Source organism: bacterium, assembly GCA_035691305.1.
Lineage (GTDB): Bacteria > Sysuimicrobiota > Sysuimicrobiia > Sysuimicrobiales > Segetimicrobiaceae > DASSJF01.
In genome coordinates this window covers 17,010-40,567 of the sequence record DASSJF010000013.1, presented here as the reverse complement: position 1 = coordinate 40,567, position 23,558 = coordinate 17,010, and the positions used below count along the sequence as shown (strand labels likewise).

The 23,558-nt window shown below is 71.0% G+C and carries 23 protein-coding genes and 1 riboswitch; of the genes, 17 read left to right on the top strand and 6 right to left on the bottom strand.

The annotated features are described in order from the left end of the window. Positions 1–6 precede the first annotated feature (6 nt). Genes VFL28_02430 through VFL28_02370 form a run of 13 tightly spaced genes read left to right on the top strand, consistent with a single transcriptional unit; the run spans position 7 to position 15,394 of the window. Positions 7–573, top strand: a complete 567-nt coding sequence (locus VFL28_02430) for an NADH-quinone oxidoreductase subunit C (protein HET7263498.1) — start codon at positions 7–9, stop codon at positions 571–573. Continuing rightward, positions 573–1,742 carry an NADH-quinone oxidoreductase subunit D gene (locus VFL28_02425; protein HET7263497.1) on the top strand — a complete coding sequence of 390 codons (1,170 nt, stop codon included), beginning with the start codon at positions 573–575 and terminating at the stop codon, positions 1,740–1,742. The genes VFL28_02430 and VFL28_02425 overlap by 1 nt, the downstream gene beginning before the upstream one ends. Further along, positions 1,742–2,224: an NADH-quinone oxidoreductase subunit NuoE gene (gene nuoE / locus VFL28_02420; protein HET7263496.1), complete on the top strand. Its 483-nt coding sequence runs from the start codon at positions 1,742–1,744 to the stop codon at positions 2,222–2,224. Before VFL28_02425 ends, nuoE begins: the two co-directional genes overlap by 1 nt. After that, the gene (gene nuoF, locus VFL28_02415; protein HET7263495.1) at positions 2,217–3,557 is read left to right on the top strand and encodes an NADH-quinone oxidoreductase subunit NuoF; all 1,341 of its coding nucleotides are present in this window, start codon (positions 2,217–2,219) and stop codon (positions 3,555–3,557) included. Before nuoE ends, nuoF begins: the two co-directional genes overlap by 8 nt. 17 nt (positions 3,558–3,574) lie before the next feature. Then, positions 3,575–6,181 (top strand): NADH-quinone oxidoreductase subunit NuoG, encoded by a 2,607-nt coding sequence (nuoG, locus tag VFL28_02410; protein ID HET7263494.1) that lies wholly within the window; start codon positions 3,575–3,577, stop codon positions 6,179–6,181. 5 nt (positions 6,182–6,186) lie between these two features. Next, complete coding sequence (gene nuoH, locus VFL28_02405; protein ID HET7263493.1) at positions 6,187–7,176, top strand: NADH-quinone oxidoreductase subunit NuoH; 990 nt, start codon at positions 6,187–6,189, stop codon at positions 7,174–7,176. Beyond that, entirely contained in the window at positions 7,173–7,688 is a 516-nt protein-coding gene (nuoI, locus tag VFL28_02400; GenBank protein HET7263492.1) for an NADH-quinone oxidoreductase subunit NuoI, read from the top strand. The genes nuoH and nuoI overlap by 4 nt, the downstream gene beginning before the upstream one ends. Before the next feature lie 6 nt (positions 7,689–7,694). Next, positions 7,695–8,219 carry an NADH-quinone oxidoreductase subunit J gene (locus tag VFL28_02395; protein ID HET7263491.1) on the top strand — a complete coding sequence of 175 codons (525 nt, stop codon included), beginning with the start codon at positions 7,695–7,697 and terminating at the stop codon, positions 8,217–8,219. Between the two features lie 2 nt (positions 8,220–8,221). Next, on the top strand, positions 8,222–8,521 hold the full coding sequence (gene nuoK, locus VFL28_02390) for an NADH-quinone oxidoreductase subunit NuoK (protein HET7263490.1): 300 nt from the start codon (positions 8,222–8,224) through the stop codon (positions 8,519–8,521). After that, positions 8,518–10,419, top strand: coding sequence for an NADH-quinone oxidoreductase subunit L (nuoL, locus tag VFL28_02385; protein HET7263489.1), 1,902 nt, complete (start codon positions 8,518–8,520; stop codon positions 10,417–10,419). The genes nuoK and nuoL overlap by 4 nt, the downstream gene beginning before the upstream one ends. Further along, positions 10,416–11,984, top strand: coding sequence for an NADH-quinone oxidoreductase subunit M (locus VFL28_02380; protein ID HET7263488.1), 1,569 nt, complete (start codon positions 10,416–10,418; stop codon positions 11,982–11,984). Before nuoL ends, VFL28_02380 begins: the two co-directional genes overlap by 4 nt. Next, a complete protein-coding gene (locus VFL28_02375; protein HET7263487.1) occupies positions 11,981–13,420 on the top strand; it encodes an NADH-quinone oxidoreductase subunit N in 1,440 nt (479 codons plus the stop codon). Before VFL28_02380 ends, VFL28_02375 begins: the two co-directional genes overlap by 4 nt. Positions 13,421–13,435: 15 nt before the next feature. Further along, positions 13,436–15,394 (top strand): (Fe-S)-binding protein, encoded by a 1,959-nt coding sequence (locus VFL28_02370; GenBank protein ID HET7263486.1) that lies wholly within the window; start codon positions 13,436–13,438, stop codon positions 15,392–15,394. A gap of 167 nt (positions 15,395–15,561) precedes the next feature. Here VFL28_02370 and VFL28_02365 read toward each other — a convergent pair whose 3' ends face one another. Further along, positions 15,562–15,804, bottom strand: coding sequence for a hypothetical protein (locus VFL28_02365; protein ID HET7263485.1), 243 nt, complete (start codon positions 15,802–15,804; stop codon positions 15,562–15,564). 205 nt (positions 15,805–16,009) lie between these two features. On the opposite strand from VFL28_02365, the gene VFL28_02360 reads away from it, so the two are divergent. Further along, on the top strand, positions 16,010–16,690 hold the full coding sequence (locus tag VFL28_02360) for a Crp/Fnr family transcriptional regulator (protein ID HET7263484.1): 681 nt from the start codon (positions 16,010–16,012) through the stop codon (positions 16,688–16,690). Here VFL28_02360 and VFL28_02355 read toward each other — a convergent pair. Next, on the bottom strand, positions 16,687–16,896 hold the full coding sequence (locus VFL28_02355) for a hypothetical protein (protein ID HET7263483.1): 210 nt from the start codon (positions 16,894–16,896) through the stop codon (positions 16,687–16,689). The two genes, VFL28_02360 and VFL28_02355, sit on opposite strands and share 4 nt — an antisense overlap. Before the next feature lie 138 nt (positions 16,897–17,034). On the opposite strand from VFL28_02355, the gene VFL28_02350 reads away from it, so the two are divergent. Then, on the top strand, positions 17,035–17,373 hold the full coding sequence (locus VFL28_02350; GenBank protein ID HET7263482.1) for a hypothetical protein: 339 nt from the start codon (positions 17,035–17,037) through the stop codon (positions 17,371–17,373). On the opposite strand, the gene VFL28_02345 is transcribed toward VFL28_02350, so the two are convergent. The 4 genes from VFL28_02345 to VFL28_02330 are packed head-to-tail and all read right to left on the bottom strand — an operon-like array spanning position 17,374 to position 21,719. Then, complete coding sequence (locus tag VFL28_02345) at positions 17,374–18,951, bottom strand: GMC family oxidoreductase (protein HET7263481.1); 1,578 nt, start codon at positions 18,949–18,951, stop codon at positions 17,374–17,376. After that, complete coding sequence (locus tag VFL28_02340) at positions 18,938–19,522, bottom strand: hypothetical protein (GenBank protein ID HET7263480.1); 585 nt, start codon at positions 19,520–19,522, stop codon at positions 18,938–18,940. Before VFL28_02340 ends, VFL28_02345 begins: the two co-directional genes overlap by 14 nt. Continuing rightward, positions 19,522–20,934, bottom strand: coding sequence for an amidase family protein (locus tag VFL28_02335; protein HET7263479.1), 1,413 nt, complete (start codon positions 20,932–20,934; stop codon positions 19,522–19,524). The genes VFL28_02340 and VFL28_02335 overlap by 1 nt, the downstream gene beginning before the upstream one ends. Next, a complete protein-coding gene (locus VFL28_02330) occupies positions 20,931–21,719 on the bottom strand; it encodes a prolipoprotein diacylglyceryl transferase (GenBank protein HET7263478.1) in 789 nt (262 codons plus the stop codon). The genes VFL28_02335 and VFL28_02330 overlap by 4 nt, the downstream gene beginning before the upstream one ends. Before the next feature lie 114 nt (positions 21,720–21,833). Beyond that, positions 21,834–21,945, top strand: a riboswitch (SAM riboswitch). 60 nt (positions 21,946–22,005) lie between these two features. On the opposite strand from VFL28_02330, the gene thrC reads away from it, so the two are divergent. Both thrC and VFL28_02320 read left to right on the top strand, forming a co-directional pair. Beyond that, positions 22,006–23,238, top strand: coding sequence for a threonine synthase (gene thrC / locus VFL28_02325; GenBank protein ID HET7263477.1), 1,233 nt, complete (start codon positions 22,006–22,008; stop codon positions 23,236–23,238). Positions 23,239–23,257: 19 nt separating this feature from the next. Then, positions 23,258–23,533, top strand: a complete 276-nt coding sequence (locus tag VFL28_02320) for a MoaD/ThiS family protein (GenBank protein ID HET7263476.1) — start codon at positions 23,258–23,260, stop codon at positions 23,531–23,533. Positions 23,534–23,558 lie beyond the last annotated feature (25 nt).

The following is a 23,558-nucleotide window of genomic DNA, read 5'->3' as shown; positions in this document are numbered from 1 at the left end:
TCCGGGATGGATCACGAGGCCGTGAATCAGGAGTCGCTCCTCGACCGGCTGCGTCCCCACGTGCCGTGGGGTCTCGCGACGCCGCGGGAGGAGCGCGGCCGCGCGATCATCGTCGTGACCGTGGGAGCGCTGCTGGACGTCCTGCGCGCCGCGCGGGACCGTCTCGGCCTCGACATGCTCGTCGATCTTACGGCGTGGGACCGCCTGCCCGCGGAGCCCCGTTTCGAGGCGGTATACCTCTTGGGCCGCGCCGGCTCCGCCGACCGCCTGACGGTGAAGGTCCAGACCGGCGGCGACCCGCCGCGCCTGCCGACCGCGACCGGCCTTTACCGCGCCGCCGCGTTTCCCGAGCGGGAGGTCTTCGACATGTTCGGAATCCTCTTCGACGGACATCTCGGCCTGCGCCGCATCCTGATGCCCGACGATTGGGAGGGCCATCCGCTGCGGCGCGACTTCTCGCTCTCCGAGGAGCCGGTGGAGTTCCGCGGCCACACCCCCAAGGTACCGAGTGCGATCATCCCGTACTTTCCGCCCGGCAGCGGGTCGGGATCGGGCGGGGCGCGCGGTTCGTGATGCGCGAGGAGATCCTGACGCTCAACGTCGGGCCGCAGCACCCCGGGACGCACGGGGTATTGCGCGTCGTGGTCGACTTGGAAGGCGAGATCATCCGCCGCGCGCGGCCCGAGATCGGTTACCTCCACACCGGCATCGAGAAAGAGATGGAGGCGCGCACGTACCTCCAGAACGTCACGCTCGTGGACCGGATCGAGTACCTTGCGAGCTACAACGAGGAGATGGCGTTCTATCAGGCGGTCGAGCGCCTGCTCGGCATCGACCCCCCGCCGCGCGCCGGTGCCATCCGAATCCTGATGTGCGAGCTCAACCGCATCGCGAGCCACCTCATGTTCCTCGCCGCGGGCACGCTCGATGTGAACCTGACGAGCGTGTTCATGTACGCGATGACGGACCGGGAGCGGTACCTCGACCTTTCCGAGATGCTGTCCGGCCAGCGCATGATGCCCGGCTACTTCCGGCCCGGCGGCGTCGCGCAGGACCTTCCGGACGGGTTCGGCGCCGCGGCGCGCGCGTTTCTGAACGATCTGCCCGCGCGGATCGACGAGTATGAGCGGCTGCTCAGCGACAACCTGATCTGGCGGGGGCGCCTCGAGGGCGTCGCGCCGCTGTCGCGCGGCGACGCGATCGCGCTCGGCGCCACGGGCCCGGTGCTGCGTGGCTCCGGGGTCGCGCACGACTGCCGGAAGGTCCTGCCGTACGGCGGCTACGACGAGTACGAGTTCGACGTCGCGGTGCGGGAAGAAGGCGACGCGTACGCGCGCTATCTCGTGCGCATGGAGGAGATGCGGCAGAGCCGGCGGATCGCGCTGCAGGCCCTCGACCGGCTGCCGGACGGCCCCGTCCTCGTGGACGACCGCAAGATCTCGCTGCCGCCGCGCGCGGAGCTGGCGCGGAGCATGGAGGCCGTGATCCACCAGTTCAAGCTGGTGAGCGAAGGCATCCATCCTCCGGCGGGCGACAGTTACGTCGCCACCGAGTCGCCCCGGGGGGAGAAAGGCTACTTCATCGTGAGCGACGGCGGCAACCGGCCGGTGCGGGCGCACGTCCGCGCGCCGTCCTTCTACAATCTCCAGGCCCTGCCGGCCATGGTCGAGGGGTATCCGCTGTCCGACCTCGTCGTCGCGATTGCGAGCCTGGACATCGTGCTCGGAGACATCGACCGCTGATGGCCCGAACGCTCTCCGCGGAGACGCTGGAGGTGATCGCGAAGGCGCGCGCGCGCTATCCCCGCGCGCAGTCGGCGCTTCTGCCCGCGCTGCACGCCGCGCAGGCGCAGGTCGGCTACCTGCCGGAGCCGGCTCTCGCGGACGTCGCCGACGCGCTCGGCGTGCCGGTCACGGAAGTCGCCGCGGTCGCGTCCTTCTACTCGATGTTCCACACGGCGCCGGTGGGACGGCACATCGTGCGTGTTTGCACCAACCTGTCCTGTTATCTGAACGGCGCCGACCGCGTCGTGGCGCGCCTGTGCGACCGGCTCGGCATCCGGCCCGGGCAGACGACGCCGGACGGCCGCGTGTCCCTCGAGATCGCGGAGTGCCTGGCCGCCTGCGAGGAGGCGCCGGTGCTGCTCGCCGACGCCGACCGCGTCGCGCGGGTCACGCCCGACGCCGTGGACGATCTGGTGCGGAGACTTCGGACCGATGCCTGAGCCGATCCTGACGAAGCACCTCGGGCCCGAGCGCGCGTCGATCGACGCGTATCTCTCGACGGGCGGCTACCGGGCCGCGGCGCGGGCGCTCAAGGAGCTGACGCCCGATCAAATCATCGGCATGGTCGAACAGGGAGGTCTGCGCGGCCGCGGCGGCGCAGGGTTCCCGGCCGCGCGCAAGTGGAAGCTAACCCCGAAGCGCGAAGGGGAGATGCGGTACCTCGTCGTCAACGCGGACGAGGGGGAGCCGGGCACGTTCAAGGACCGGACCCTGATCGAGGGCGACCCGCACGCGATCCTGGAAGGCAGCCTGATCACGGCGTACGCGAACGGCGTGCACCACGCCTACATTTACCTGCGCGGGGAGTTCTTTCTCGGGTACGAGCGCCTCCGCCGCGCGCTCGCCGAGGCGTACGCGCGCGGCTACTTCGGGTCGAACATCCTCGGCACCGGCTTCGATCTCGAGCTGACGATTCACCGCGGTGCCGGCGCCTATATCTGCGGCGAGGAGACCGCGCTGTTGGAGAGCCTGGAGGGCCGCCGCGCCTTTCCGCGACCGAAGCCGCCGTACTATCCCGCGGTGCGCGGGCTCTACGACCGGCCGACCGTGCTCAACAACGCCGAGACGATGGCCCACGTCCCACACATCATCGCGATGGGCCCGGAGGCGTACAAAGCCGCGGGGCCGCCGATTCTGTACTCCGTGTCCGGACACGTGGTGCGGCCCGGCGTCAAGGAGCTGCCGATCGGGACCTCGCTGCGCGAGATCATCTTCGAGCACGCGGGCGGGCTGCGGCCGGGGCGGACGCTCAAGGCGGTCTACCCGGGCGGCTCGTCGTCGGCGATCCTCCTGCCGGAACACCTCGACACGCCCGCCGACTTCGACTCGCTCGCGAAGATCGGGACGATGCTCGGTTCGAGCGCGATCATCGTGATGGACGACACCACGAGCATCCCCGCGGTCATCGCGCGCGCGGTGGAGTTCTACCGCGACGAGTCGTGCGGCAAGTGCACGCCGTGCCGCGAGGGGACGGTCTGGCTGAGCCAGATCTTCGAGCGGCTCCTCGGCGGACACGGCCGGATGGAGGATCTCGACCTGCTGGACGGCATCAGCCGGAACATGACCGGCACGTGCTTCTGTCTGCTCGGCGAGAGCGTTCCGCCGAGCCTGCGCGCGTCGCTCAAGTATTTCCGAGACGAGTACGTCCGGCTGATCGAGGCCGGCTCGCGCGGCGGCGCGGCGGCGCCGGCTTCAACGACATCGGTGCCCGCGAGTCCGCCGGCAGGCGGTCCCTCGGCACTGTCCGCGCACGGGGCGGGGACACGGTCGTGAGCCCGGAGGAGCGCGGCGTGGAGGTGGAATCCGCCGAGCGGACCGCGGCGCGCCGTCCCGGTCCGACGACCGGCCAGGGTACCGAGGCGACCCGCAGGCCGGAGCCGCCCGCGGCGACGCCGGGTCCCGACGCCGAGTCCGCGGCCGCCGGCGGCAGGTCCACGTCGCCCATGGTCCACCTCACGATCGACGGCCAGCCGGTGGCCGTCCCGAAAGGCACGACGGTCTGGCACGCCGCGCGGCAGCTCGGGATCGAGATCCCCGTCTTCTGCTACCACGACCACATGCCGCCGATCGGCGCCTGCCGGATGTGCTTCGTCGAGGTCGATAAAATGCCGAAGCTCGCCACGTCCTGCACCCTCGAGGCGGGCGAAGACATGGTCGTCCACACGAACACCGAGCGGGTGAAACAGGGGCAACGGGGCATCCTCGAGTTCCTGCTGGTCAACCACCCGCTCGACTGCCCGATCTGCGACAAGGGCGGCGAGTGCCCGCTCCAGGACAATACCGTCAAGTTCGGGCCGGGCGCGAGCCGCTTCGTCGAGACGAAGCGCGCGTTCGGCAAGCACGTGCGCATGGGCCCGGCGCTCGTGCTCGACCGCGAGCGCTGCGTGCTCTGCTGGCGGTGCGTGCGGTTCGGCGAGATCATCGCGGGCGACGACGCGCTGAAGGGCTTCGAGCGCGGCTACCACAGCCAGATCGCGACGCCGGACATGGAGCCGGTGACGAGCAAGTTCATCGGCAACACGATCGCGATCTGTCCCGTCGGCGCCCTCACCAGCGCCACCTACCGGTTCCGGTCGCGCCCCTGGGACAACCGACGCCGGCAGAGCGTCTGCCCGCACTGCGGCTGCGGCTGCGCGACGACGCTGGACATTCGGGACAACGACGTCACGCGGACGCGCGCGCGCGAGCATCCCGACGTCAACGACGTCTGGCTGTGCGACAAGGGGTTCTTCGGGTACGAGTTTACGGCGAGCGGCGACCGCCTGACGGTGCCGCTCGTGCGCGACGGCGGCGCGCTGCGCGAGGCCGGGTGGGACGAGGCGCTCGATCGGATCGCCGCGGCGCTGCGCCGGACGCCGGCCGGTGAGATCGGCGTCATCGGCGGCGCGTCCGGAACGAACGAGGACGCGTACGTGATGACGCGGTTCTTTCGAGGCGTCGTCGGCACGAACTCCATCGACTTCCGCGACGATACCGCGTTTCCGCAGTCCGCCGCCGAGGCGCCCTGGGGGCTGCCGGTGGCGATCGGCGACGTCGAGCGCGCCGACGTGATCGTGCTCCTGGGGTGCGATCTGACCGAGGAGTACCCGATCGTGTGGCTCCGCGTGAAGAAGGCGGTCGACCGGGGCGCGCGCCTCGTGATCGCGAACCCGTGGACGCTGGAGATCGAGCGGTGGGCGCGCCGCGCGCTCACCTACCGGCGGGGCGGTGAGGTCGCCGTGCTGGACGCGCTGGCCGGCCGGAGACCGGTGGACGGCGCCGCGGACCAGTCCGGCGCCGGCGTCGAGGCGCTGCGCGAGGCGGCGTCGCTGCTCGCCGCGGCCGAGCGGCCGTTTGTGCTCGCCGGCCGGACGGCGCTCGAGCAACCCGAGGGCCGGGCCGTCGTGGCGGCGCTCGGCGCGCTGCGCGAGGTGCGGCCCGCGGCGACCGTAGGACTTCTCCGGGGACGCGGCAACGCTGGGGGGGCCCAGGCGGTCGGCGTCCTTCCGGACATGCTGCCCGGCTACCGCCGCCTCGACGATCCGGACGCGCGGCGCGCGGTGGAGGCGGAGTGGGGGCGGCCGCTGCCCGCCGCCGCCGGCCGGACGGTCAGGGAGATGCTGGCCGCCGCGCGCGGCGGCGCCCTCCGCCTGCTGTACGTGGCGGGGGCGGATCCCGCCGTAGCGTACCCCGACGCCCGCGCCTGGCGCACGGCCAGGGAGCGGCTCGACCTGCTCGTCGTGCAAGACGTCTTTCTCACGCAGACGGCGGCATCCGCCGACGTGGTGCTTCCACTGCTGACCTACGCGGAGCGGTCGGGCACAGTCGGCAACCTCGAGGGCCGCGTGCAGCGCCAGGACCAGGCGGTCCTGGGCCCGGGAGAGGCCCGGCCGGAGTCGGCCGTGTGGGTCGCGCTGGCGGCGCGGCTCGGCGATCCCTTTGCGTACTCGTCGTGGGAAGATGTTTCCGCTGAGATCGCGCGGCTCGTGCCGGGCTGGGCGGAGGACGCCCGGATCGCGCCGCCGCCGATTACGCCCAACGCGGTCCAGGGGTCGCTCCCCGCGGGGCCGGCGTCATCCGAGACGGCGGACGGCGCGCTGATGCTGGTGACGGGTACCAGGTTGTTCGACCGCGCGCCGGCGGCGGTGCGGTGTCCCGGTATTCGCGCGCAGGCCGGCGCACCGTTCGTGGCCCTACACCCGAGCGATGCGGAGCGGCTCGGTATCGGCGCCGGCAGCCTTTGCGAGGTGCGCTCGGCCAAGGGCGCCTTGCGGCTCGCGGCCCGGGTGTGGGCCGGGCTCCATCCGGGACACGCCTACGTGCCGTGGGGATTCGACGCGGCGCCGGTCGCGTCGCTGCTCGATGAAGCCGGCCCGGCGCCGGTGGCGGTGCGGGCGCTCGTGGCGGCAGGCCGGTAGGGGCGGTGGCGACGACGGTGCTCGTGGACGCGATCAAGAGCGCCGTGGTGCTCGTCGGCGTCCTGACGGCTTTTGCGTATACCACCCTGCTCGAACGCCGCCTGCTGGCCCGGTTTCAACTCCGCGTCGGGCCGAACCGGGTGGGTCCGTGGGGCCTCCTGCAGCCGCTGGCCGACGGCATCAAACTCATCTTTAAGGAAGATTTTCGTCCGGCCGGGGCGGACGCGGTCGTCTATCTCGCCGCGCCCCTCGTCTCGGTGATCGCAGCGCTGTTCGTGTACGCCGTGATCCCGATCGGGCCGCCGGTCCACCTCCTCGGTCGGGAAGTGACGCTGTACATCGCCGACGTGAACGTCGGCATTCTGCTGGTGCTCGCGGCGAGCAGCGTCGGCGTGTACGGGGTGATCCTCGGCGGCTGGTCGTCGGACAGCAAGTACTCGCGGCTCGGCGGGCTGCGCTCGAGCGCCCAGGTGCTGTCGTACGAGCTCGCGCTCGGCCTCGCGGTGCTCGGCGTGATCATGGCGGCCGGGTCGCTCAGCCTCGTCGACATCGTGGCCGCGCAGGCGCGCGGCTGGTTCATCCTGCGCCAGCCGCTCGCGTTTGTGCTCTTCCTCATCGCGGCGTTCGCCGAAACCAACCGCGCGCCGTTCGACCTGCCGGAGTCGGAGCAAGAGCTGACCGGCGGCTTTCAGACCGAGTACGGCGGCTTCAAGTTCGCGATGTTCTACGTGGGCGAGTACATCGGCGTGATCACGATGAGCGCCCTCGTGACGACGCTCTTCCTCGGCGGATGGCAGGGGCTGTTCCTGCCGCCCGCGCTGTGGTTTCTGCTGAAAGTTTTCGCCGTCGTCTGCTTCTTCATCTGGGTGCGGGCAACGCTGCCGCGCGTGCGCTACGATCAGCTCATGGCGCTGGGGTGGAAGATCCTGATCCCCGCGGGTCTCCTGAACGTCGCGGCCACCGCGTGCGCGATCGTGTGGGGAGGCGCCTTATGACCCCCGCCGCGCCGGGGTCCAACGGCCGGGGCGGCGGGGCCGGACGGCGCCTCCGCCAGGCGTGGGCGATGGTGCGGGGGCTCGGCGTCGTCGGCCGCTACCTCTTCCGCGCGCCGGTGACGACGACGTATCCCGACCGCAAGCCGGACGTGCAGCCGCGGTTCAAGGGCCGGCACTACCTGACGCTCTTCGCCGACGGAATGGAGCGATGCGTCGGGTGCGAGCTGTGCGTGATCGTCTGTCCCAGCCAGTCGATCCTCGTGCGCGCGGCCGAGAACGACCCGCTGACGCCGCACTCCAGGGGCGAGCGCTACGCGACGGATTTCCAGATCAACATGTTGCGCTGCATTTTCTGCGGCTTTTGCGAGGAGGCATGCCCGACCGGCGCGATCGTGCTCGGGCACGAGTACGAGCTGAGCGCCACGAACCGGCGGGACCTGATCTACACCAAAGACCGTTTGACGGAGCAGTATCCGGGCGAGTCCGGACGCGATCCCAACCGGGAGGTGTGACGCGAGGTGGACGTGGTCCTGTTCGGGATCACGGCCGTCTGCGCGCTTGCCGGGGGCGCCGGCGTGATCTTGTCGCGGCGGCCCGTGCACAGCGCGCTCGGCCTGCTGCTGGTGCTGCTGAGCCTGGCGGTCGACTACCTGCTGCTCGGCGCGCAGTTCATCGCGGCGGCCCAGGTCATCATCTACGCCGGGGCGATCGTCGTGCTCTTCGTGTTTATCATCATGTTGCTGTCTCCGGGAGGCTCGGATTCTCCGGCGTCCGGCCTCAAAGGCGGGGCCCTCGCGGGGCCCGTCGCGGCCCCGTTCGTCGCCGCGCTGTGCGCGCTGCTTGCCGCGGGGCTCGTCGCGCTCGTGAGCCGCGCCTCGCCCGTGCCGAAGGCGGCGCTCCCCGCCGCCTTCGGCACGGTCCAGGACGTCGGGCGCTCCCTGTTCGGCCGCTACCTGCTGCCCTTTGAGGCGGCGTCGCTCGTGCTGCTGGCCGGCATGATCGGCGGCGTGGCGCTTGGGCGCCGCCTGGGGCCGCGGACGTGAGCGTGCCGGCGCCGTACTACCTCGCGCTCAGCGCGGTCTTGTTCGCCGCCGGCGCCGCGGGCGTGCTGGTGCGCCGCTCCGCGCTGATTGTGTTCATGTCGATCGAGCTGATGCTGAACGCGGTCAACCTCACGCTGGTCACCTTCGCGCGGCTGCGCGGCTCGGTCGACGGGCAGGTGCTCGTGTTCTTCGTGCTCGTGGTCGCGGCCGCCGAGGTGGTGGTGGGGCTCGCCATCATCGTGGACGTCTTCCGGTCCCGCGAGACCGTCGACGTCGACGCCGAGGCCGCGTTGCGCGGATGAACTCGCTCGCCCTCATTGCCGCGCTGATCCCCGCGCTGCCGCTCGCCGGCTGGGTAGTCCTCGGCCTGTGGGGCGCCCGGTGGCCGGCCCGGGCCGCGGGTTGGTTCGGGTCCGCGACGGTCATCGCATCGTTCGCGGCGGCGATCATGCTGTTCGAGCGCCTCGCGGCGCTGCCGCCGGGCGCGCGGACGGTCCAGGTCGACCTGTACCGGTGGATCGCCGCCGGCCCGCTCACCATTCCGTTCCGCCTGCTCGCCGATCCGCTGTCCGCGGCGATGGCTCGCCTCGTCGCCGGCGTCGGCGCGCTGATCCACGTCTATTCGATCGGGTACATGGCGGGCGACGCCGGGTTTGCGCGCTATTTCGCGTACATGAATCTCTTCATGGCCGCGATGCTGCTGCTCGTGCTGGCCGGCAACCTTGCCGTCATGTTCATCGGGTGGGAAGGCGTCGGTCTCTGCAGCTACTTGCTGATCGCGTTCTGGTTCGAACGGCCCGCGGCGGCCCGCGCCGGCGTCAAGGCGTTTGTCGTCACCCGCCTCGGCGACGTGGGCTTCCTTCTCGGGATCTTCGCCGCGTTCGCCGTCTTCGGCACGCTCGACTTCACCGTGATCACGCGCGAGGCTGCGGCCCGGCTGCCGCTCGGCGGGGGCGCCGCCACCGCGATCGCGCTGCTGCTGTTCCTCGGCGCGGTCGGCAAGTCCGCGCAGCTGCCGCTGTACGTCTGGCTTCCCGACGCGATGGAGGGCCCGACGCCGGTCAGCGCCCTCATCCACGCCGCGACGATGGTGACGGCCGGCGTGTTCATGATCGTGCGGCTGCACGCCCTGTACCTGCGCGCGCCGTTCGCGCTCGACGTCGTGGCCGTCACCGGCGCCGTGACCGCGATCTTCGCCGCGTCCGCGGCGCTCGTGGAGCCCGACCTGAAACGCGTGCTGGCGTACTCGACGATCAGCCAGCTCGGGTACATGTTCCTCGCGGTCGGCGTCGCCGCGTGGGCCGCGGGGATCTTCCACCTCATGACGCACGCCTTCTTCAAAGCGCTGCTCTTCCTGGCCGCCGGCGCGGTGATGCACGCGCTCGGCGGCGAGACCGACATGCGCAGGATGGGCGGCCTTGCCCGCCGGCTGCCGAGGACCGCGGCGGCGTTCGGCGCCGGCGCGCTCGCGCTCGCGGGCATCCCGCCGCTCGCCGGGTTCTTCAGCAAGGAGCAGATCCTCGGCGAGGTGTTCTCGGCCGGACACGTTTGGCTGTGGGGCGTCGGCCTCTTTACGGCGGGGCTCACAGGATTCTATATCACCCGGGCTTACGCGCTCACGTTTGCCGGGCGGCCCGCCGCCGCCCACGACCGAGACGCGGTTCACGAAGCGCCGCCGGTAATGTGGTGGCCGGTCGCGGCGCTGCTTTTTCTCTCCGTCGTCATGGGCGTCGTGCTCGAATACGTCATCCGGCTTGCACCGTGGTTGCGGCCGGCGCTCGAGGCCGGCGCGCGGGGACCGGCGGGCGGTGGGGCGGCGCCGGAATCCGGCGCCGCGCAGAGGATGCTCCTCCTCGCGTCCGTGGCCGTCGCCGCGGCCGGCGTCGTCCTGGGATGGCTCGTCTATGCCCGCGGCGCGATTCGCGGGCGGGCGCCGCTGCTCGGGACGCTCCTCGTCCGTCGCTTCTTCATCGAAGATCTCTACGACGCCGCCGTCGTCGCGCCGTCGAGGGCGCTCGCGCCGTGGGCGGCGGCGTTCGACCGCGGCGTGATCGACCGCGTCGTCCTCGGGATCGCCGCGGCGGTCGGATCGGCCGGCGGCGCCCTCCGCCGGCTGCAGAGCGGCTACCTGCGGCAGTACGCCGCCTTCGTCCTGATCGGGGCGCTGATCATTCTCGCGTATTGGATGTTGCGGCCGTGAGCGGCAGCGTGCTGAGCCTGCTGATCGCGCTCCCGGTAGCGGGCGCGGCCGCGGTGGCCTTCGTCCCTTCGCGCCGGCCGGGGGCGGCACGCGCCGTCGGGCTCGTCGCGTCGATCCTCGCGTTTCTGGCCGCGGCATGGGTTTGGGCCGCGTTCCGCCCGGGCCACGCCGGGCTGCAATTCGAAGAGCGCGTCGCGTGGGTGCCGGCCGCCGGGATCAACTATCACCTCGGGGTGGACGGTCTGTCGGTCAGCCTCACCGCGCTCGTCGCCCTGCTGGTGCCGGTGACTCTCGTCGCCTCCGCGGATCAGGTCCCGGACCGCAGCAATCGGTTCGTGCTCACGCTGCTGCTGCTCGAGGCAGGCCTGCTCGGGACGTTTCTTGCGCAGGACCTCGTATTGTTCTACGTGTTCTGGGAAGCGATGCTGATCCCGATGTACTTCCTGATTGCGCTCTGGGGCGGGCCCGCGCGTCGGAGGGCGGCGATCAAGTTCCTCATCTACACGATGGCGGGCAGCGCGCTGATGCTGCTCGCGATCATCGCCGTCTACCTGCAGGGGGGACGCGTCCTCGGCACGCCGACGTTCGACCTGCCGGCGCTGGCCGCGCGACCGCTCAACTGGCCGCCGGCCACGGAGGCGCTGCTGTTCGGCGCGTTCGCGGTCGCGTTCGCCATCAAGATGCCCGTCTGGCCCCTGCACACGTGGCTGCCCGATGCCTACGCGGAAGCCCCGCCCGTGGTGACGGTGCTGCTCGCGGGGGTGATGGCCAAGGCCGGGGCCTACGGGCTGCTGCGGTTCTGCCTGCCGCTGTTTCCCGACGCCGCGCGCGCGTGGGGGCCGCTGTTCGCGTCGCTCGCGGTCGTGGGGATCTTGTACGGCGCCGCGGTGGCCTGGGCGCAGGGTGATCTGCGGCGGCTCCTGGCCTACGGCAGCCTCAGCCACATGGGGTTCATTCTGCTCGGCATCTTCGCGCTCGACATCCAGTCCGTGCAGGGCAGCGTGCTGCAGATGGTCAACCACGGCGTCAGCACCGGCGCGCTGTTCGTGGTGGCGGGGATGCTGATCGGCCGGACGGGGCAGGGGCGCACGGACGCCTACGGCGGGCTGGCGGCCGCGACGCCGGCGTTGGCGGCCGCGACGCTCATCGTCGTCGCGTCCTCCCTCGCGCTGCCGGGCACCAACGGATTCGTGGGCGAGTTTTTGATTCTGCTTGGCGCGTTCCAGACGCATCCGCTGCAGGCGGTGCCGGCCACGGCGGGGGTGGTGCTCGCCGCCGCCTACCTGCTCGCGTTCGTGGGCCGGATCTTCCACGGACCGCTGCGGCCAGATCTGCGCGGGCTGCCGGATCTCCGGCCGCGTGAATACGCGGTGCTCGCGCCGCTCGTCGCGCTGATCTTTTGGGTCGGCTGGACTCCCGGTCCGTTGCTCGATCGCAGCGAAGCGACGGTGCGGGCGCTTCTCAAACCGCCGGCCGTCGTCGTTCCCGAGCCGGCCCGCGCCTCGGTGGACCACGGCGCGCCGGTGTCCGGGGCGGCGCGGCGGAAGGTGGCGGCGCGGCCGTGACCTGGACCGACCTCTTCGCGGCGTCGCCGGAGGCGATTCTCGTCCTGACCGCCTGCGTGGTACTTCTTCAAGATTCGTGGACCACCGGCAGCGCGCTCGAGGCGGAGCGCCGGGGATCCGCGCCCGCGTGGCTCGCGCTGGCCGGGGTGTGCGCGGCGGCGATTGCGGCGGCGCCCGTGCCGGCGGGTGAAGTCGCGGCGTTCGGCGGCATGTACGTGCGCGACGGGATCACGCGGCTCGCCGACATGATCGCGCTCGGCACGGCCGCGGTCGGCGCCTTGCTCGCCGATGGCTACGTGCGGCGGATGCGGTTGCCGGCCGGCGAGTACTACGCGCTCCTGCTGCTCAGCACGACCGGCGCGATGCTGATGGCCGCCAGCCGCAATCTCATCGTGCTGTTCCTCGGGCTCGAGGTCCTCAGTCTGCCGCTCTACGTGCTCGCCGCGATCGCCAGGCGCAGCCCGCGCTCACAGGAAGCCGGGCTTAAGTACCTGCTTCTCGGCGCGTTTGCGACCGCGTTCTTCGTGTACGGGGTGGCGCTCGTGTACGGGGCGGCCGGCACCCTCGACCTGCGCGCGCTCGCCGCGCAGCCGCCCTCGCCGCTGCTCGGCGGCGGCCTCGCGCTGCTCACAATCGGCCTCGGCTTCGAGGCCGCGCTCGTGCCGTTTCACGGCTGGGCGCCGGACGTGTACGAGGGCGCGCCGCTGCCCGCCGTCGCGTTCATGTCGGTCGCGGCGAAGGTGGGCGCGTTTGGGGGGCTGATCCGCGTCTTCCCACAGGGCTTTCCCCAGGCCGCGCCGGCCTGGGCGCCGGTGCTGCAGGCGCTCGCCATCGCCACGATGGTGCTCGGCAACCTGGCGGCGCTGCCGCAGACCAACCTGAAGCGTCTGCTGGCGTACTCGAGCGTTGCGCAGGCGGGCTATCTGCTGATCGGCGTGGCCGCGGGCGGCCCGGCCGGGACGGGCGCGGTGCTGTTCTACCTCGCGGTGTACGGGGCGATGAATCTTGGGGCGTTCGGCGTCCTGCTGCTGCTAAACCGGCGCGGCGAGGAAGCCGACCGGTTGGAGGACCTGGCCGGTCTGGCCGACCGGGCGCCCTGGGCGGCGTCGACGCTCGCCCTCTGCTTCGTCTCGCTCGCCGGGTTTCCCCCGACCGGCGGGTTCATCGCGAAGCTGTATCTGTTCCGCGCGGCGCTTGGGGCGGGCCAGACCGCGGTCGCGGTCGTGGGCGTGCTGACCAGCGTGGTGTCGGTCTTCTACTACATGCGCGTCGCCTACACCGCCTTTTCGGGCGAAGCGCCGGCGGACGTCGCGGTGCAGCGCAGCGCGTTCGCCGGCGCCGCCCTGGTGCTCGCCGCCGCGGGTGTCCTGCTCTGCGGCATCGTGCCGGCGCGCCTGACGGCGGCGGTACAGCAGGCCGCCGCCCTGCTCAAGTAGAAGCGACAGCGCCGAATGTCCACGGGTGCGCCCGCCGTCGTTCTAGCAGTTCTCATTCTGCTTGCGTGTGCGGTCTTCGCCGGCAAGCTTCGGCGGATCTACCGGCTGATTCGGCGGGGACGCGGTCCCGTGCCGCTGGCGCCGCTGCCCGCGCGGCTGCGCGATCTGGTGGCGCAGGTGGCTCTGCACCGGCGGGTGCTGCGGCGGCCGTGGTTCGGTCTGCTGCACCTGTTCATCTTCTGGGGTTTTCTCGTGCTGCTGACGACGATCGTCCAGGCCGTGGGCGAGGCCGCCTCGCCGGGCTGGACGCTGCCGTGGGTCGGGGGGTTGCCGCTGCTGGTCGCCGTTCAGGATCTCTTCATCGTCTTGGTCTTGGCGGGCGTCGCGATGGCCGTGTGGGCGAGGGTGGGCGCTCGGATCAAGCGCCTGGAGGGGCAGGATCGGCACGGGGCCTACCTCATTCTGGCCCTGATCGCCGGTATCATGATCACGCTGCTCGTGTCGCGCGGCGCGCAGATCGCGCTCGAGCGGCCCGCGTGGGGGCCGAGTGCCTGGCTGTCGAGCCTCCTCGCGCGGCTCTTCGTCGCGGCGCCGCCGGCCGCGGTCCGGGCCGTCTACGAGACCGCGCTGTGGGGTCATCTGCTCATCGTGCTGTATTTCCTGACACTGATCCCGGATGGGAAGCACCTGCACCTAGTGACCCTTGTTCCGAACATCCTGCTGCGGCGGGCGCGTCCGCGGGGCGCGCTCGAGCCGGTCGATATCGAGCATGCCGAGGTCGTCGGCGTCTCATCGCCCGAGCACCTGACCTGGAAGGACCTGCTGGACACGTTCGCCTGCATGGAGTGCGGCCGCTGCACTGAGGTCTGCCCGGCCAACTGCACCGGCAAAGAGCTCGATCCCCGCCGTCTCCATACCGACCTGCGAAAAACGCTGGAGCGGAGAGGCGGACGGGGCGTAGACGCACCGGCCGGCGCGCTCGTCGGCGGCGTGTTCTCGGACGACTTTCTCTGGCAGTGTCTCACCTGCGGGGCGTGCGTCGAAGAGTGTCCGGCCACTAACGACCACATCGACAAGATCGTCGGGATGCGCCGGCACCTCGTGATGGAGCAGGCGCGGGCGCCCAAGACGATCGAGGAAGCGATGCGCAGCCTCGAGATCCGGGGCACGCCGTTCCGCGGCGCGGCCATCACGCGCACGGCGTGGGCGGACGGGCTGGACCTTCCGATCCTGAGCGGCGACGGCCCTTGCCCGGAGTGGCTGCTGTGGGTCGGCTGCGCCTCCGCGTTCAACGAGCGAAATCACGGCGCTCTGCGGGCGCTCGCGGACCTGCTGCGACGGGGCGGGGTCGACTTCGCGATCCTCGGCGACGCCGAGCAGTGTACGGGAGATCCGGCGCGGCGGATGGGGAACGAATATCTGTTTCAGACCCTCGCCCAGAAGAACATCGACACCCTCCGCCGGCACGGTGTGTCCAAGATCCTCACCGTTTGTCCGCACTGTTACAACACGCTGAAGAACGAGTACCCACAGTTCGGCGGGGCGTACGAGGTATACCACTCGACGCAGCTGCTGGCGCGCCTCGTCGCCGAGGGACGTCTCCGGCCGGCGGCCGCGGTCGAGGGCACGCTTACCTACCACGATCCGTGCTATCTCGGCCGGCACAACAACGAGTACGAAGCGCCGCGAGAGGTCCTCGGAGCGCTGCCGGGAGCGCGCTTCGTCGAGATGGCGCAGTGCCGCGAGAAGGGCTTTTGCTGCGGGGCCGGCGGGGGTCTCTACTGGGTGGACGAGCGGGTGGGACAGCGCGTTAACCATGTGCGCGGCGGCCACGTCGCCGAGACCGGGGCGGACGTCGTCGCGACGGCGTGTCCATTCTGCATGATGATGCTCGAGGAAGCGAAGGCGGCCAAGGAAGCTTCCTGGCGTCCGATGGATATCGCGGAGCTCGTGCGGAAGAGCATCGCGGAGTGACGAGATCCCGAACGAGTCCCCCGCGCCGAGAGAAACGAAGAGATCCTCCGCCCGCGTCACCGGTGTCGAAGGACCGCCGTGCCGATGGATATTGCCGAAGAAAGCGGGCGGCCCTCCCGGGGCTGGGGGTATGTCTCTGCGGGAGGACCGCCGCGCCTCAGGGTAGCTCAGCCGAGCCGGCTGTCCTTCTCGACGATCGGCGCGTTGGCAAACCGGCTGTCCTTCTCGACGATCGGCGCGCTGGCAAACCGGCTGTCCTTCTCGACGACGGGCGCGCTGGCAAGCCGGCTGTCCTTCTCGACGACGGGCGCGCTGGCGAGCCGGCCATCGTGCTCGACGAACAACCCGGCTCCCGCGATGAGCAGGCTTCCCCCGACGAACAATCCGAGCGCCTTCCGAAGCATCTTCATTAGCGTGTCCTCCTCCCGGTTTGGGCGGTGCGTTTTGATCTGACGTGGCCATCCTACCCGCGGAAGAGGCGCGCTGCGATGAACTCGTTCACGCCGGCGCTGTGAACCGCGCCACAACCTCAACGGAGCCGCCGGCGATGCGAGGCACCCGCGCGCGGGTCGGGCCCGGCAGGACCGGTGCGCGGAAGGTCGAACAGCCGCGGCGATGTCGCGGCGCGACCTCCTGAGCCACAGCCCGCTGTTCAGCCAGCTGACGCCCGCCGAGCTGGAGAAGGTCGCTGCGCTCCTGCGGCCCCGTCGTTACCGGGCCGGTGAGCCGGTGTTCCGCGAGGGGGATCCCGGCACGGCCCTCTATGTTGTCGAGACCGGTGAGGTCAAGATTCTCCTCGGCGGGTCGGACGGCAAAGAGGTGGTGCTGTCGCTGCTCGGGCCGGGCGAGTTCTTTGGGGAGCTCGCGCTGCTCGACGGAGAGCCGCGTTCCGCGGACGCGGTCGCGACCGTGCCGACCGAGATGCTGGTGCTTGCGCGGGAGGACTTTCTGCGGTTTCTTCGCGAGGTGCCGACGGTGTCGGTGAACATGCTCGCGGCGTTGAGCCGGCGCTTCCGGCGGACCGACCGCCTCGTCCACGACGCGGCGTTCTCCGACGTACGGACGCGCGTGACGCGTCTTCTCATCGAGCTGGCCGAGACGCGCGGCAAGCCTGGCCCCGGCGGGGTAACGATCGGCGCGCGCCTCACCCAGGGCGATCTCGCCAGCATGGTGGGCGCGACCCGCGAAAGCATCAACAAGTGCCTGCGCTCGTACGCCGCCCAGGGACTGCTCCGTCACGAACGCGGCCGCCTCGTCCTGCTCAACGTCGAGCGCCTGCGCGCGCAGATCGTCTAGCAGCCTTCCATCTGCTCTGTGTCGTCCGGTCTCCGCCCGCCGGCGAATACGAGCGCGCGGAGTATTCCGGCCGCCCGTCCCCCGGCCGGCCGGAGCGTGGGCGGCGCGGCCGCCAGCTGCGACGTCAGCCGTTCCTGCTCCGCTGCCTTCACAGCGTCTGCGCGGTGTCCGTCGATGATCTTTTCCACACTGTACCGGTCGATCATCTCCGTGCCTCCCCGTCCGCCGTCGCCTCCACGGATATCACGAACCGGGTCCCCGGTCAGTGACCCAGGTCATAGCCGCCCGCGTCCGCCCGTCGTACGCTTCCTGGCGGCGGTACTCGACACGCGGGAGGGATAGCGATGTGGCCACAATTATTTGGCCCCGGTTGGGAACTGGGACTGCTCGTGGCGGGCGGTATGTTCGCGGGCTCGGCCGCGATCGTTTGGTACGCGATGCGCAGCGCGCATCCGGCGGGAGCGGACGCGGTGGCGGACCTGTGGTCCGCCTACGAGCAGGGCGCGATCACGTCATGGGAGGCGGCGCGGCTGTTCCGGATCCTTGCCGCGCAGCAGGAGGTCGTCGAGCCCGCCGGCCGGGCGTCCGATGAGCCGCTGCGCACCGAGGAGGGTCTGCGGGCCACCGACTCGCTTGCGTTGCTGCGCGTAGAAGCGCGCCACATCGATCTCCGGGGGGTCTGATCAAAACATGCGGGCCAGGCGGTCGGCGGTCCGGATCGCGAGCGCGGCGATCGTGAGGGTGGGGTTGACGGCGGCGGGACCGACGAACATGCTGCTGCCGGCGACGAACAGGTTGGGGCACCCGTGGAGCGCGCCGAACGAGTCCACGGCGCTGTCGCGGCGATCGAGGCCCATCCGGCACGTGCCCATGTGGTGGCCGCCCGAATAATAAGTCTCGATCCCGCGCAGCTGCGCGCCGGCGGCCCCCGTGGCTTTGGCAAACCGGTCGAACAGCTCCCGCGCGTAGGCGTATGTCGCTTCGTCGAAGCCGCTCAGGTCGTAGTGGACGTGCGCGTACGGGTCGCCGAACCGGTCGCGGGCGGAGGACGAGAGCGTGACGGTCCGCCGCGTTTCCGGCGCGGCCTCGCTGTGCAGGGTAACGTCGCGCAGCGCCGTGACCGGCGCGAACCGGTCGAGGATCTCGTCGCCGCTGCCGGCGCCGGCCGCGGCGTCGGCGGACCACGGCACGACGTTCGCCGAAAACTCGACCTTCACGGCGCCGTGCCGGCCGCGGGACGGCGGTGTGAGGAACTGATGACTCTGTCCGGTCCACCGGCCGAGGCGGCCCGGCATCATCCGGTCCGCGTAGCGCAGGCTGCCGCTCCACAAGTGGTGGAACGTCAGCCGGCGCCCGACTACGCCGCTGAGCGGCACGCCGTCGGGGTACCGGTCGCGGCTCGACAGCAGCAGGAGGCGCGCGTTCTCGATCGCCCCTCCGGCGAGGACGATGACGGGCCCGCGGTGTTCGCGATCGCCGTCCCCGCCGTTGGCGCGGTAGATCAGCGATGCCGCGCGGCGTCCGCCGTCCGCGGTGGCGATCCGCCGCACGGACGTCTCGCGGTGAACCGTGCAGCGCCCGGTCGCGACCGCGCGGGCGAGATGGTAGTTCGGAGAATAGCGCACGCCGATCGGGCACACGTCGCAGGCGCCGAAGTTCTGGCAGCCCGGCCGGTCGCCGTACGCCAGCCGCGTGGCGGCCTGCGGCGTTGTGTGCAGGACGATGCCGGCGGCCGCCAGCCGCGCGGCGAGCTTCCGGTCTTCGTAGCTCAGTTCGAACGGCGGCAAAGGATACGGCCGCGAACGCTTCGGCGCAAACGGGTTATCGGCGTCGGTCCCGGACACGCCGAGCAGCGCTTCGGCGCGGCTGTAATACGGCTCGAGGTCGTCGTATCCGATCGGCCAGTCGTCTCCAAAGCCGTACAGCGTTTTCGTACGGAAGTCCTCCGGAATCATCCGCAGCGCGATCCCGGCCCAATGCGTGGCGGTGCCGCCCACCACCATGTGGCGCTCCCGGTCGACGTCGCCGCCGTAGGTGCCGGAGGCGGTCAGGCCCTGCAGGTCGGAAGGCAGGCGGTACGCGGGGTTGTCGTACCGGTGGAGGAAGCGGTCCTCGAACTGCGGCGTGTGCGGATACGGATACGCGGGGCCGCGTTCGAAGATCTCGACACGCCGCCCCTGCGCCGTGAGCAGGTAGGCGATCAAGGCGCCGGCGATCCCGGATCCGACGATTGTGAGGGAAGGGCGGTCAGCGGGGGGCACGGCGGTAGCGGTCGAGGCCGCGCGGCGTCCCCGGCCAGCCTTCGTACCCAGATAGCACCCACGCGTCGGTGTCCGCGAAGAGCGCCAGGGCTTCGTCGAGGACGAAGCGGTCGTAGGCGGCCCAGGCGCGTCCTCCGGCCGCCATCCAGGCGAGGTCGAGCGCCGAGCGCGGGGCGCGGGCGCGTGAGGCGGGGCGCAGCAGCCGTTCGCGATCGGACGTGCCGCACGCTGCGAACGGGCAGCGCGCCGCGCGCCGGGCGTCGCGATCGAGGCGCGACGCGAAGCGCTCGTACAGCGCCCGGTACCCCGGCAGATGCTCCGCGCGCCACCGGAAGTATTCCGCGTAATGCGACGGCTCGATCGCCCGGCCGATCACCGTCCGCGCGGCGGCCACGAGTGTGGAGGCGGTGCCCTCCCCGAGCGGCCCGGGCGCGCTCGCATCGAGCGAGGGCGTCCAGCCGGGACCTCGCGATTCGTCGAGCCAGCGCCACATGCCGGCCGCCGCCACGGCGCACACGCCCGCCGCGGCGCCGAGCAGGGTGCGGCGGGAGACGCGGCGCCGCGCCCGCATTACGCCACGGGAGGCCGGCGGCCGGCCCACGGCCGGCGCGCCTCGTACGCCGCGGCCGCGCGCAGGACGGACGCGTCCGCGAACCGCGGACCGATGATCTGCAGTCCTACCGGCAGGCCCGAGGCCGTCCATCCGGCCGGGACGGTGATCGCCGGATAGCCGATCATGTTGATCGGGAACGTAAACGCCAGCCAGCCGAGCGGGCCGACGGGGTTGCCGCCGATCTCCCCGTACGTGTGCCGTCCCAGCGGCAGCGGCGGAGCGGCGAGCGTGGGCGTCAGCAGCAGTTCGTGGGTCTGGAAGAACTCGCGGAACGCGTCGTTGAGCGTCCGCCGGACGTTCGCGGCCTGGATGAACTCGACCGCGCTCGACCGCTGGCCCAACTCGACGTACCGGACGAGGCCCGGGTCCATCCGCGTACGCCATTCCGGAAGATAGCCGACGAGCCGCGCGGCGACGGATGCCGGAAACAGCGCGCCGAACGCCTCCGACGGGTCGGAGAAGCGGGGCGACGCACTCTCGATGCGGACTCCCGCGTCCTCGAACTCCCGCACGGCCGATTCGGTGATGCGCCGGACCTCCGGGTCGACGGCGGCGTAGCCCCAATCCGGCGTCCACCCGGCACGGACGTTCGCCAGGCCGCCGTCGGCGGCGCCGGCCCAGTCCGTGCCGTCGTCCGGGAGCGACATCAGGTCGCGCGGATCGGGTCCGGCGATCACGGACATCATCACGGCCGCGTCGCGCACGGTGCGCGTCATCGGTCCGGCGTGCGACAGCGTTTCGAGACCGCCGTAGACCGGCGCCATCGGCACGCGGCCGAGCGTCGGCTTGAATCCTACGATGCCGCAGCAGCTGGCCGGGATGCGGATCGAGCCGCCCGCGTCGGTGCCGATCGTGAGGGGCCCCACGCCGGCCGCCACCGCCGCCGCGCCGCCGCCCGTCGAGCCGCCCGGCGTGTGGTCGAGGCTCCAGGGGTTGCGCGTCGCCCCGAAGACCGGGTTGTCGGTGGTACTCTTGTAGCCGAACTCTGGTGAGTTCGTCATGCCGACGATCACCGCGCCCGCCGCCCGCAGGCGTTCGACCGACGGCGCGTCTTCAGGCGCGATGAAGCGCTCGAAGATGCGCGAGCCCCACGTCGTGCGCACGCCCTTCACCATGACAAGGTCCTTGATCGTGATGGGGACGCCGGCGAGCGGGCCGAGCGTCTCGCCGCGCGCGAGCCGCGCCTCGACGTCCCGGGCCGCGGCGCGGGCCTGGTCTTCGGTGACGGTCACGAGCGCGTTGATAGACGGGTTGACCGTCGCGATCCGGTCGAGCACCACCTCGACCACTTCGGTGGGAGAGACATGCTTGGCGCGGATGGCGGCGGCGAGCTCCGTCGCCGGCGTGAAGCACAGATCGGTCGCGTTCATCGGCGCACCTCGTGGTGAGGACGGGATGCGGACATGATTCTCTTCGCTCCGGACGGGGAGCATGCCCGATGCCGGCCGGCCCACAAGAACCGGAGCGCCCATCCGAGCAGGACGAGCGCCGCGATCTGCCCGAGCGTCAGGAACAGCGGGGTTCGGTCTTCCGGTCTGAGGAGATCGAGCAGAAAGCGTAGCACCGACGAGGCCGCGATCGCGAACCACCACGCGGCGCCGTCGAACGGCCGCCGCCGCGCGACGGCAAGCGCGCCGCCGAGAATCACGAGGGTTCCCGCGATTTCGTAGAGCGGCAGGGGATGGCGCGGCCCGCCGGGCACCCCGGGCACCGCGACGCCCCACGGCAGCGACGTCGGGGCGCCGAAGAGTTCGCCGTTCATGAAATTGCCCCACCGGACCAGGACGACCGCGACCAGCACCGCAGGCGCCATCGCGTCGAGCAGCCGCCATACCGGCACGCGGTGGCGCGGGCACCACCACGCGAGAAAGACGAGGCCGGCGGCGATCGAGCCGTGGGACGCCAAGCCGGCGTAGGGCGGGAGGACGGCCGCGAGCGGCCGTCCGGCGAACTCCCCGAGGTGCGTGACGACGTAGCCGGCGCGGGCGCCGACCACGAGCGTCGCGAGGAACGGCACGGCAAGGGTGTCGACGACGGCGCGGTCGATGCCGAACCGCGCGGCGAAGTGCGCGGTGATCGGGATGGAGAGAAACAACGCGAGGCCCATCATGACGCCGTACCACCGGACCGTCAGCGGGCCGAGTTCGAAGAACACGGGGTGCATCGCCGCCAGTATAACATCGGCTTGACACGGCGCGGCGCCGGCAGGCGATTCCGATTGACACCCCGGGGTGTGTATGCTAACGTAAGCGACACAACTGAATAGCAACTCTTATCCAGAGTGGTCGAGGGACGGGCCCGATGACACCCGGCAGCCTACCAGGTTTTCCCGCCTGGCGTGGTGCTAAATCCCGCGGAGATCCAATTCCGGTAGATAAGAGGGAGAGATCCCCCTCGGAGTTGGAGGGGGATTTTTGTTTGAGCCAGATTGGAGGGGAGAAATGGGAGTGACCGAGCTGGCATGTCGCGAGTGTGGCCGGAAGTACGCGCTCGATCCGATCTTCGTCTGTGACGCCTGCTTCGGTCCGCTCGAAGCACAGTACGATCACGGCGGGCTGAGCGGCGAGGCGCTGCGGACGCGGATTCTGTCCGGTCCGGCGTCGATCTGGCGGTACCAGGACTTCCTTCCGGTCCAACGTGTGCCGGCTTGGGACCTCGCTCCCGGAAACACCCCGCTCGTCCACGCCGAGCGGCTCGGCCGGGCCCTCGGGCTTCGCAACCTGTACCTGAAGAACGACACGCGCAACCCGACGTGGTCGTTCAAGGATCGCGTCGTCGCCTGCGCGATGGCGGCGGTGCGCACCTTCGATTTCACCGTGGTGTCCTGCGCGAGCACCGGTAACTTGGCGAACGCGGTCGCCGCGCACGCGGCCAAGGCCGGACTGCGGGCCGTGGTCTTCATTCCGACCGGCCTCGAGCATGGGAAAGTGGTGACGACGTCCGTCTATCGCCCGACGCTGGTCGAGGTTGACGGGACGTACGACGACGTCAACCGGCTCTGCCTCGAGATCGGGGAAGAGCACCGCTGGGCGATCGCCAACGTCAACATGCGGCCGTACTACTCGGAAGGCGCCAAGACACTCGCATTCGAGGTGGCCGAGCAGCTCGGCTGGCGGGCGCCGGACCGCGTCGTCGTGCCTATCGGCTCGGGCAACATGTTCGTGAAGATCCAGAAAGGCTTCGAGGAATTTCAGCGGCTCGACGTGATCCCGCAGCACACGGTGCGGATGACCGCGGCGCAGTCTGAGGGTTGCGGACCGGTCGCGACCGCGTACCAGGCGGAGACGGACACCGTGGTGCCGGTGATCCCGAACACGCTCGCTAAGTCGCTCGCGATCGGCAATCCTGCCGACGGACCGTACGTGCTCGACATCGCGCGCCGGACCGGCGGCGCGGTCGCCGCCGTCTCGGACGAGGAAACCGTCGAGGCGATCCGGCTGCTCGCCGAGACCGAGGGTTTGTTCACGGAACCGGCCGGCGGTGTCACGGTCGGCGTGCTGCGGAAGCTCGCACTCGCCGGCGCGATCGACCCGGATGAGACCGTGGTCGCGTACATCAGCGGCATCGGGCTGAAGGCGTTCGAGGCCGTCGAGTCTCGGCTCGCGGCGGCGGTGCGGATCAAGCCGACGCTGGCGTCGTTCGAGGAGCGGGTGCTGCAGGCGGTGCCCGCGTAATCGGGGAGGGAGCACTCTCATGGCGGTACGCGTACGCATTCCGACGCCGCTGCGCCAGCTGACGAACGGCGCGCGGCTGATCGAGGTCGGCGCCGCCGACCTGGGGCAGGCGATCGACGAGCTCGACCGGCAGTTTCCGGGGATTCGGGCGCGGCTGATCGACGACAAGGGCGAAGTGCTCCGGTTCGTCAACATCTTCGTGAACGAGCGCGATATCCGGTTCCTCGGCGGGCTGCGCACGCCGCTCACCGACGGCGCGGAGGTGTCCATCGTTCCGGCGATGGCCGGTGGATAGCGCATAGGTCACCGGGACGGTGAAA

Coding starts and splice junctions, on each gene's coding strand:
- VFL28_02430 (HET7263498.1), top strand. CDS start 7: ATGGATCACGAGGCCGTGAATCAGGAGTCGCTCCTCGACCGGCTGCGT.
- VFL28_02425 (HET7263497.1), top strand. CDS start 573: ATGCGCGAGGAGATCCTGACGCTCAACGTCGGGCCGCAGCACCCCGGG.
- nuoE (HET7263496.1), top strand. CDS start 1,742: ATGGCCCGAACGCTCTCCGCGGAGACGCTGGAGGTGATCGCGAAGGCG.
- nuoF (HET7263495.1), top strand. CDS start 2,217: ATGCCTGAGCCGATCCTGACGAAGCACCTCGGGCCCGAGCGCGCGTCG.
- nuoI (HET7263492.1), top strand. CDS start 7,173: ATGACCCCCGCCGCGCCGGGGTCCAACGGCCGGGGCGGCGGGGCCGGA.
- nuoL (HET7263489.1), top strand. CDS start 8,518: ATGAACTCGCTCGCCCTCATTGCCGCGCTGATCCCCGCGCTGCCGCTC.
- VFL28_02370 (HET7263486.1), top strand. CDS start 13,436: ATGTCCACGGGTGCGCCCGCCGTCGTTCTAGCAGTTCTCATTCTGCTT.
- VFL28_02365 (HET7263485.1), bottom strand. CDS start 15,804: ATGAAGATGCTTCGGAAGGCGCTCGGATTGTTCGTCGGGGGAAGCCTG.
- VFL28_02360 (HET7263484.1), top strand. CDS start 16,010: ATGTCGCGGCGCGACCTCCTGAGCCACAGCCCGCTGTTCAGCCAGCTG.
- VFL28_02355 (HET7263483.1), bottom strand. CDS start 16,896: ATGATCGACCGGTACAGTGTGGAAAAGATCATCGACGGACACCGCGCA.
- VFL28_02350 (HET7263482.1), top strand. CDS start 17,035: ATGTGGCCACAATTATTTGGCCCCGGTTGGGAACTGGGACTGCTCGTG.
- VFL28_02340 (HET7263480.1), bottom strand. CDS start 19,522: ATGCGGGCGCGGCGCCGCGTCTCCCGCCGCACCCTGCTCGGCGCCGCG.
- VFL28_02335 (HET7263479.1), bottom strand. CDS start 20,934: ATGAACGCGACCGATCTGTGCTTCACGCCGGCGACGGAGCTCGCCGCC.
- thrC (HET7263477.1), top strand. CDS start 22,006: ATGGGAGTGACCGAGCTGGCATGTCGCGAGTGTGGCCGGAAGTACGCG.
- VFL28_02320 (HET7263476.1), top strand. CDS start 23,258: ATGGCGGTACGCGTACGCATTCCGACGCCGCTGCGCCAGCTGACGAAC.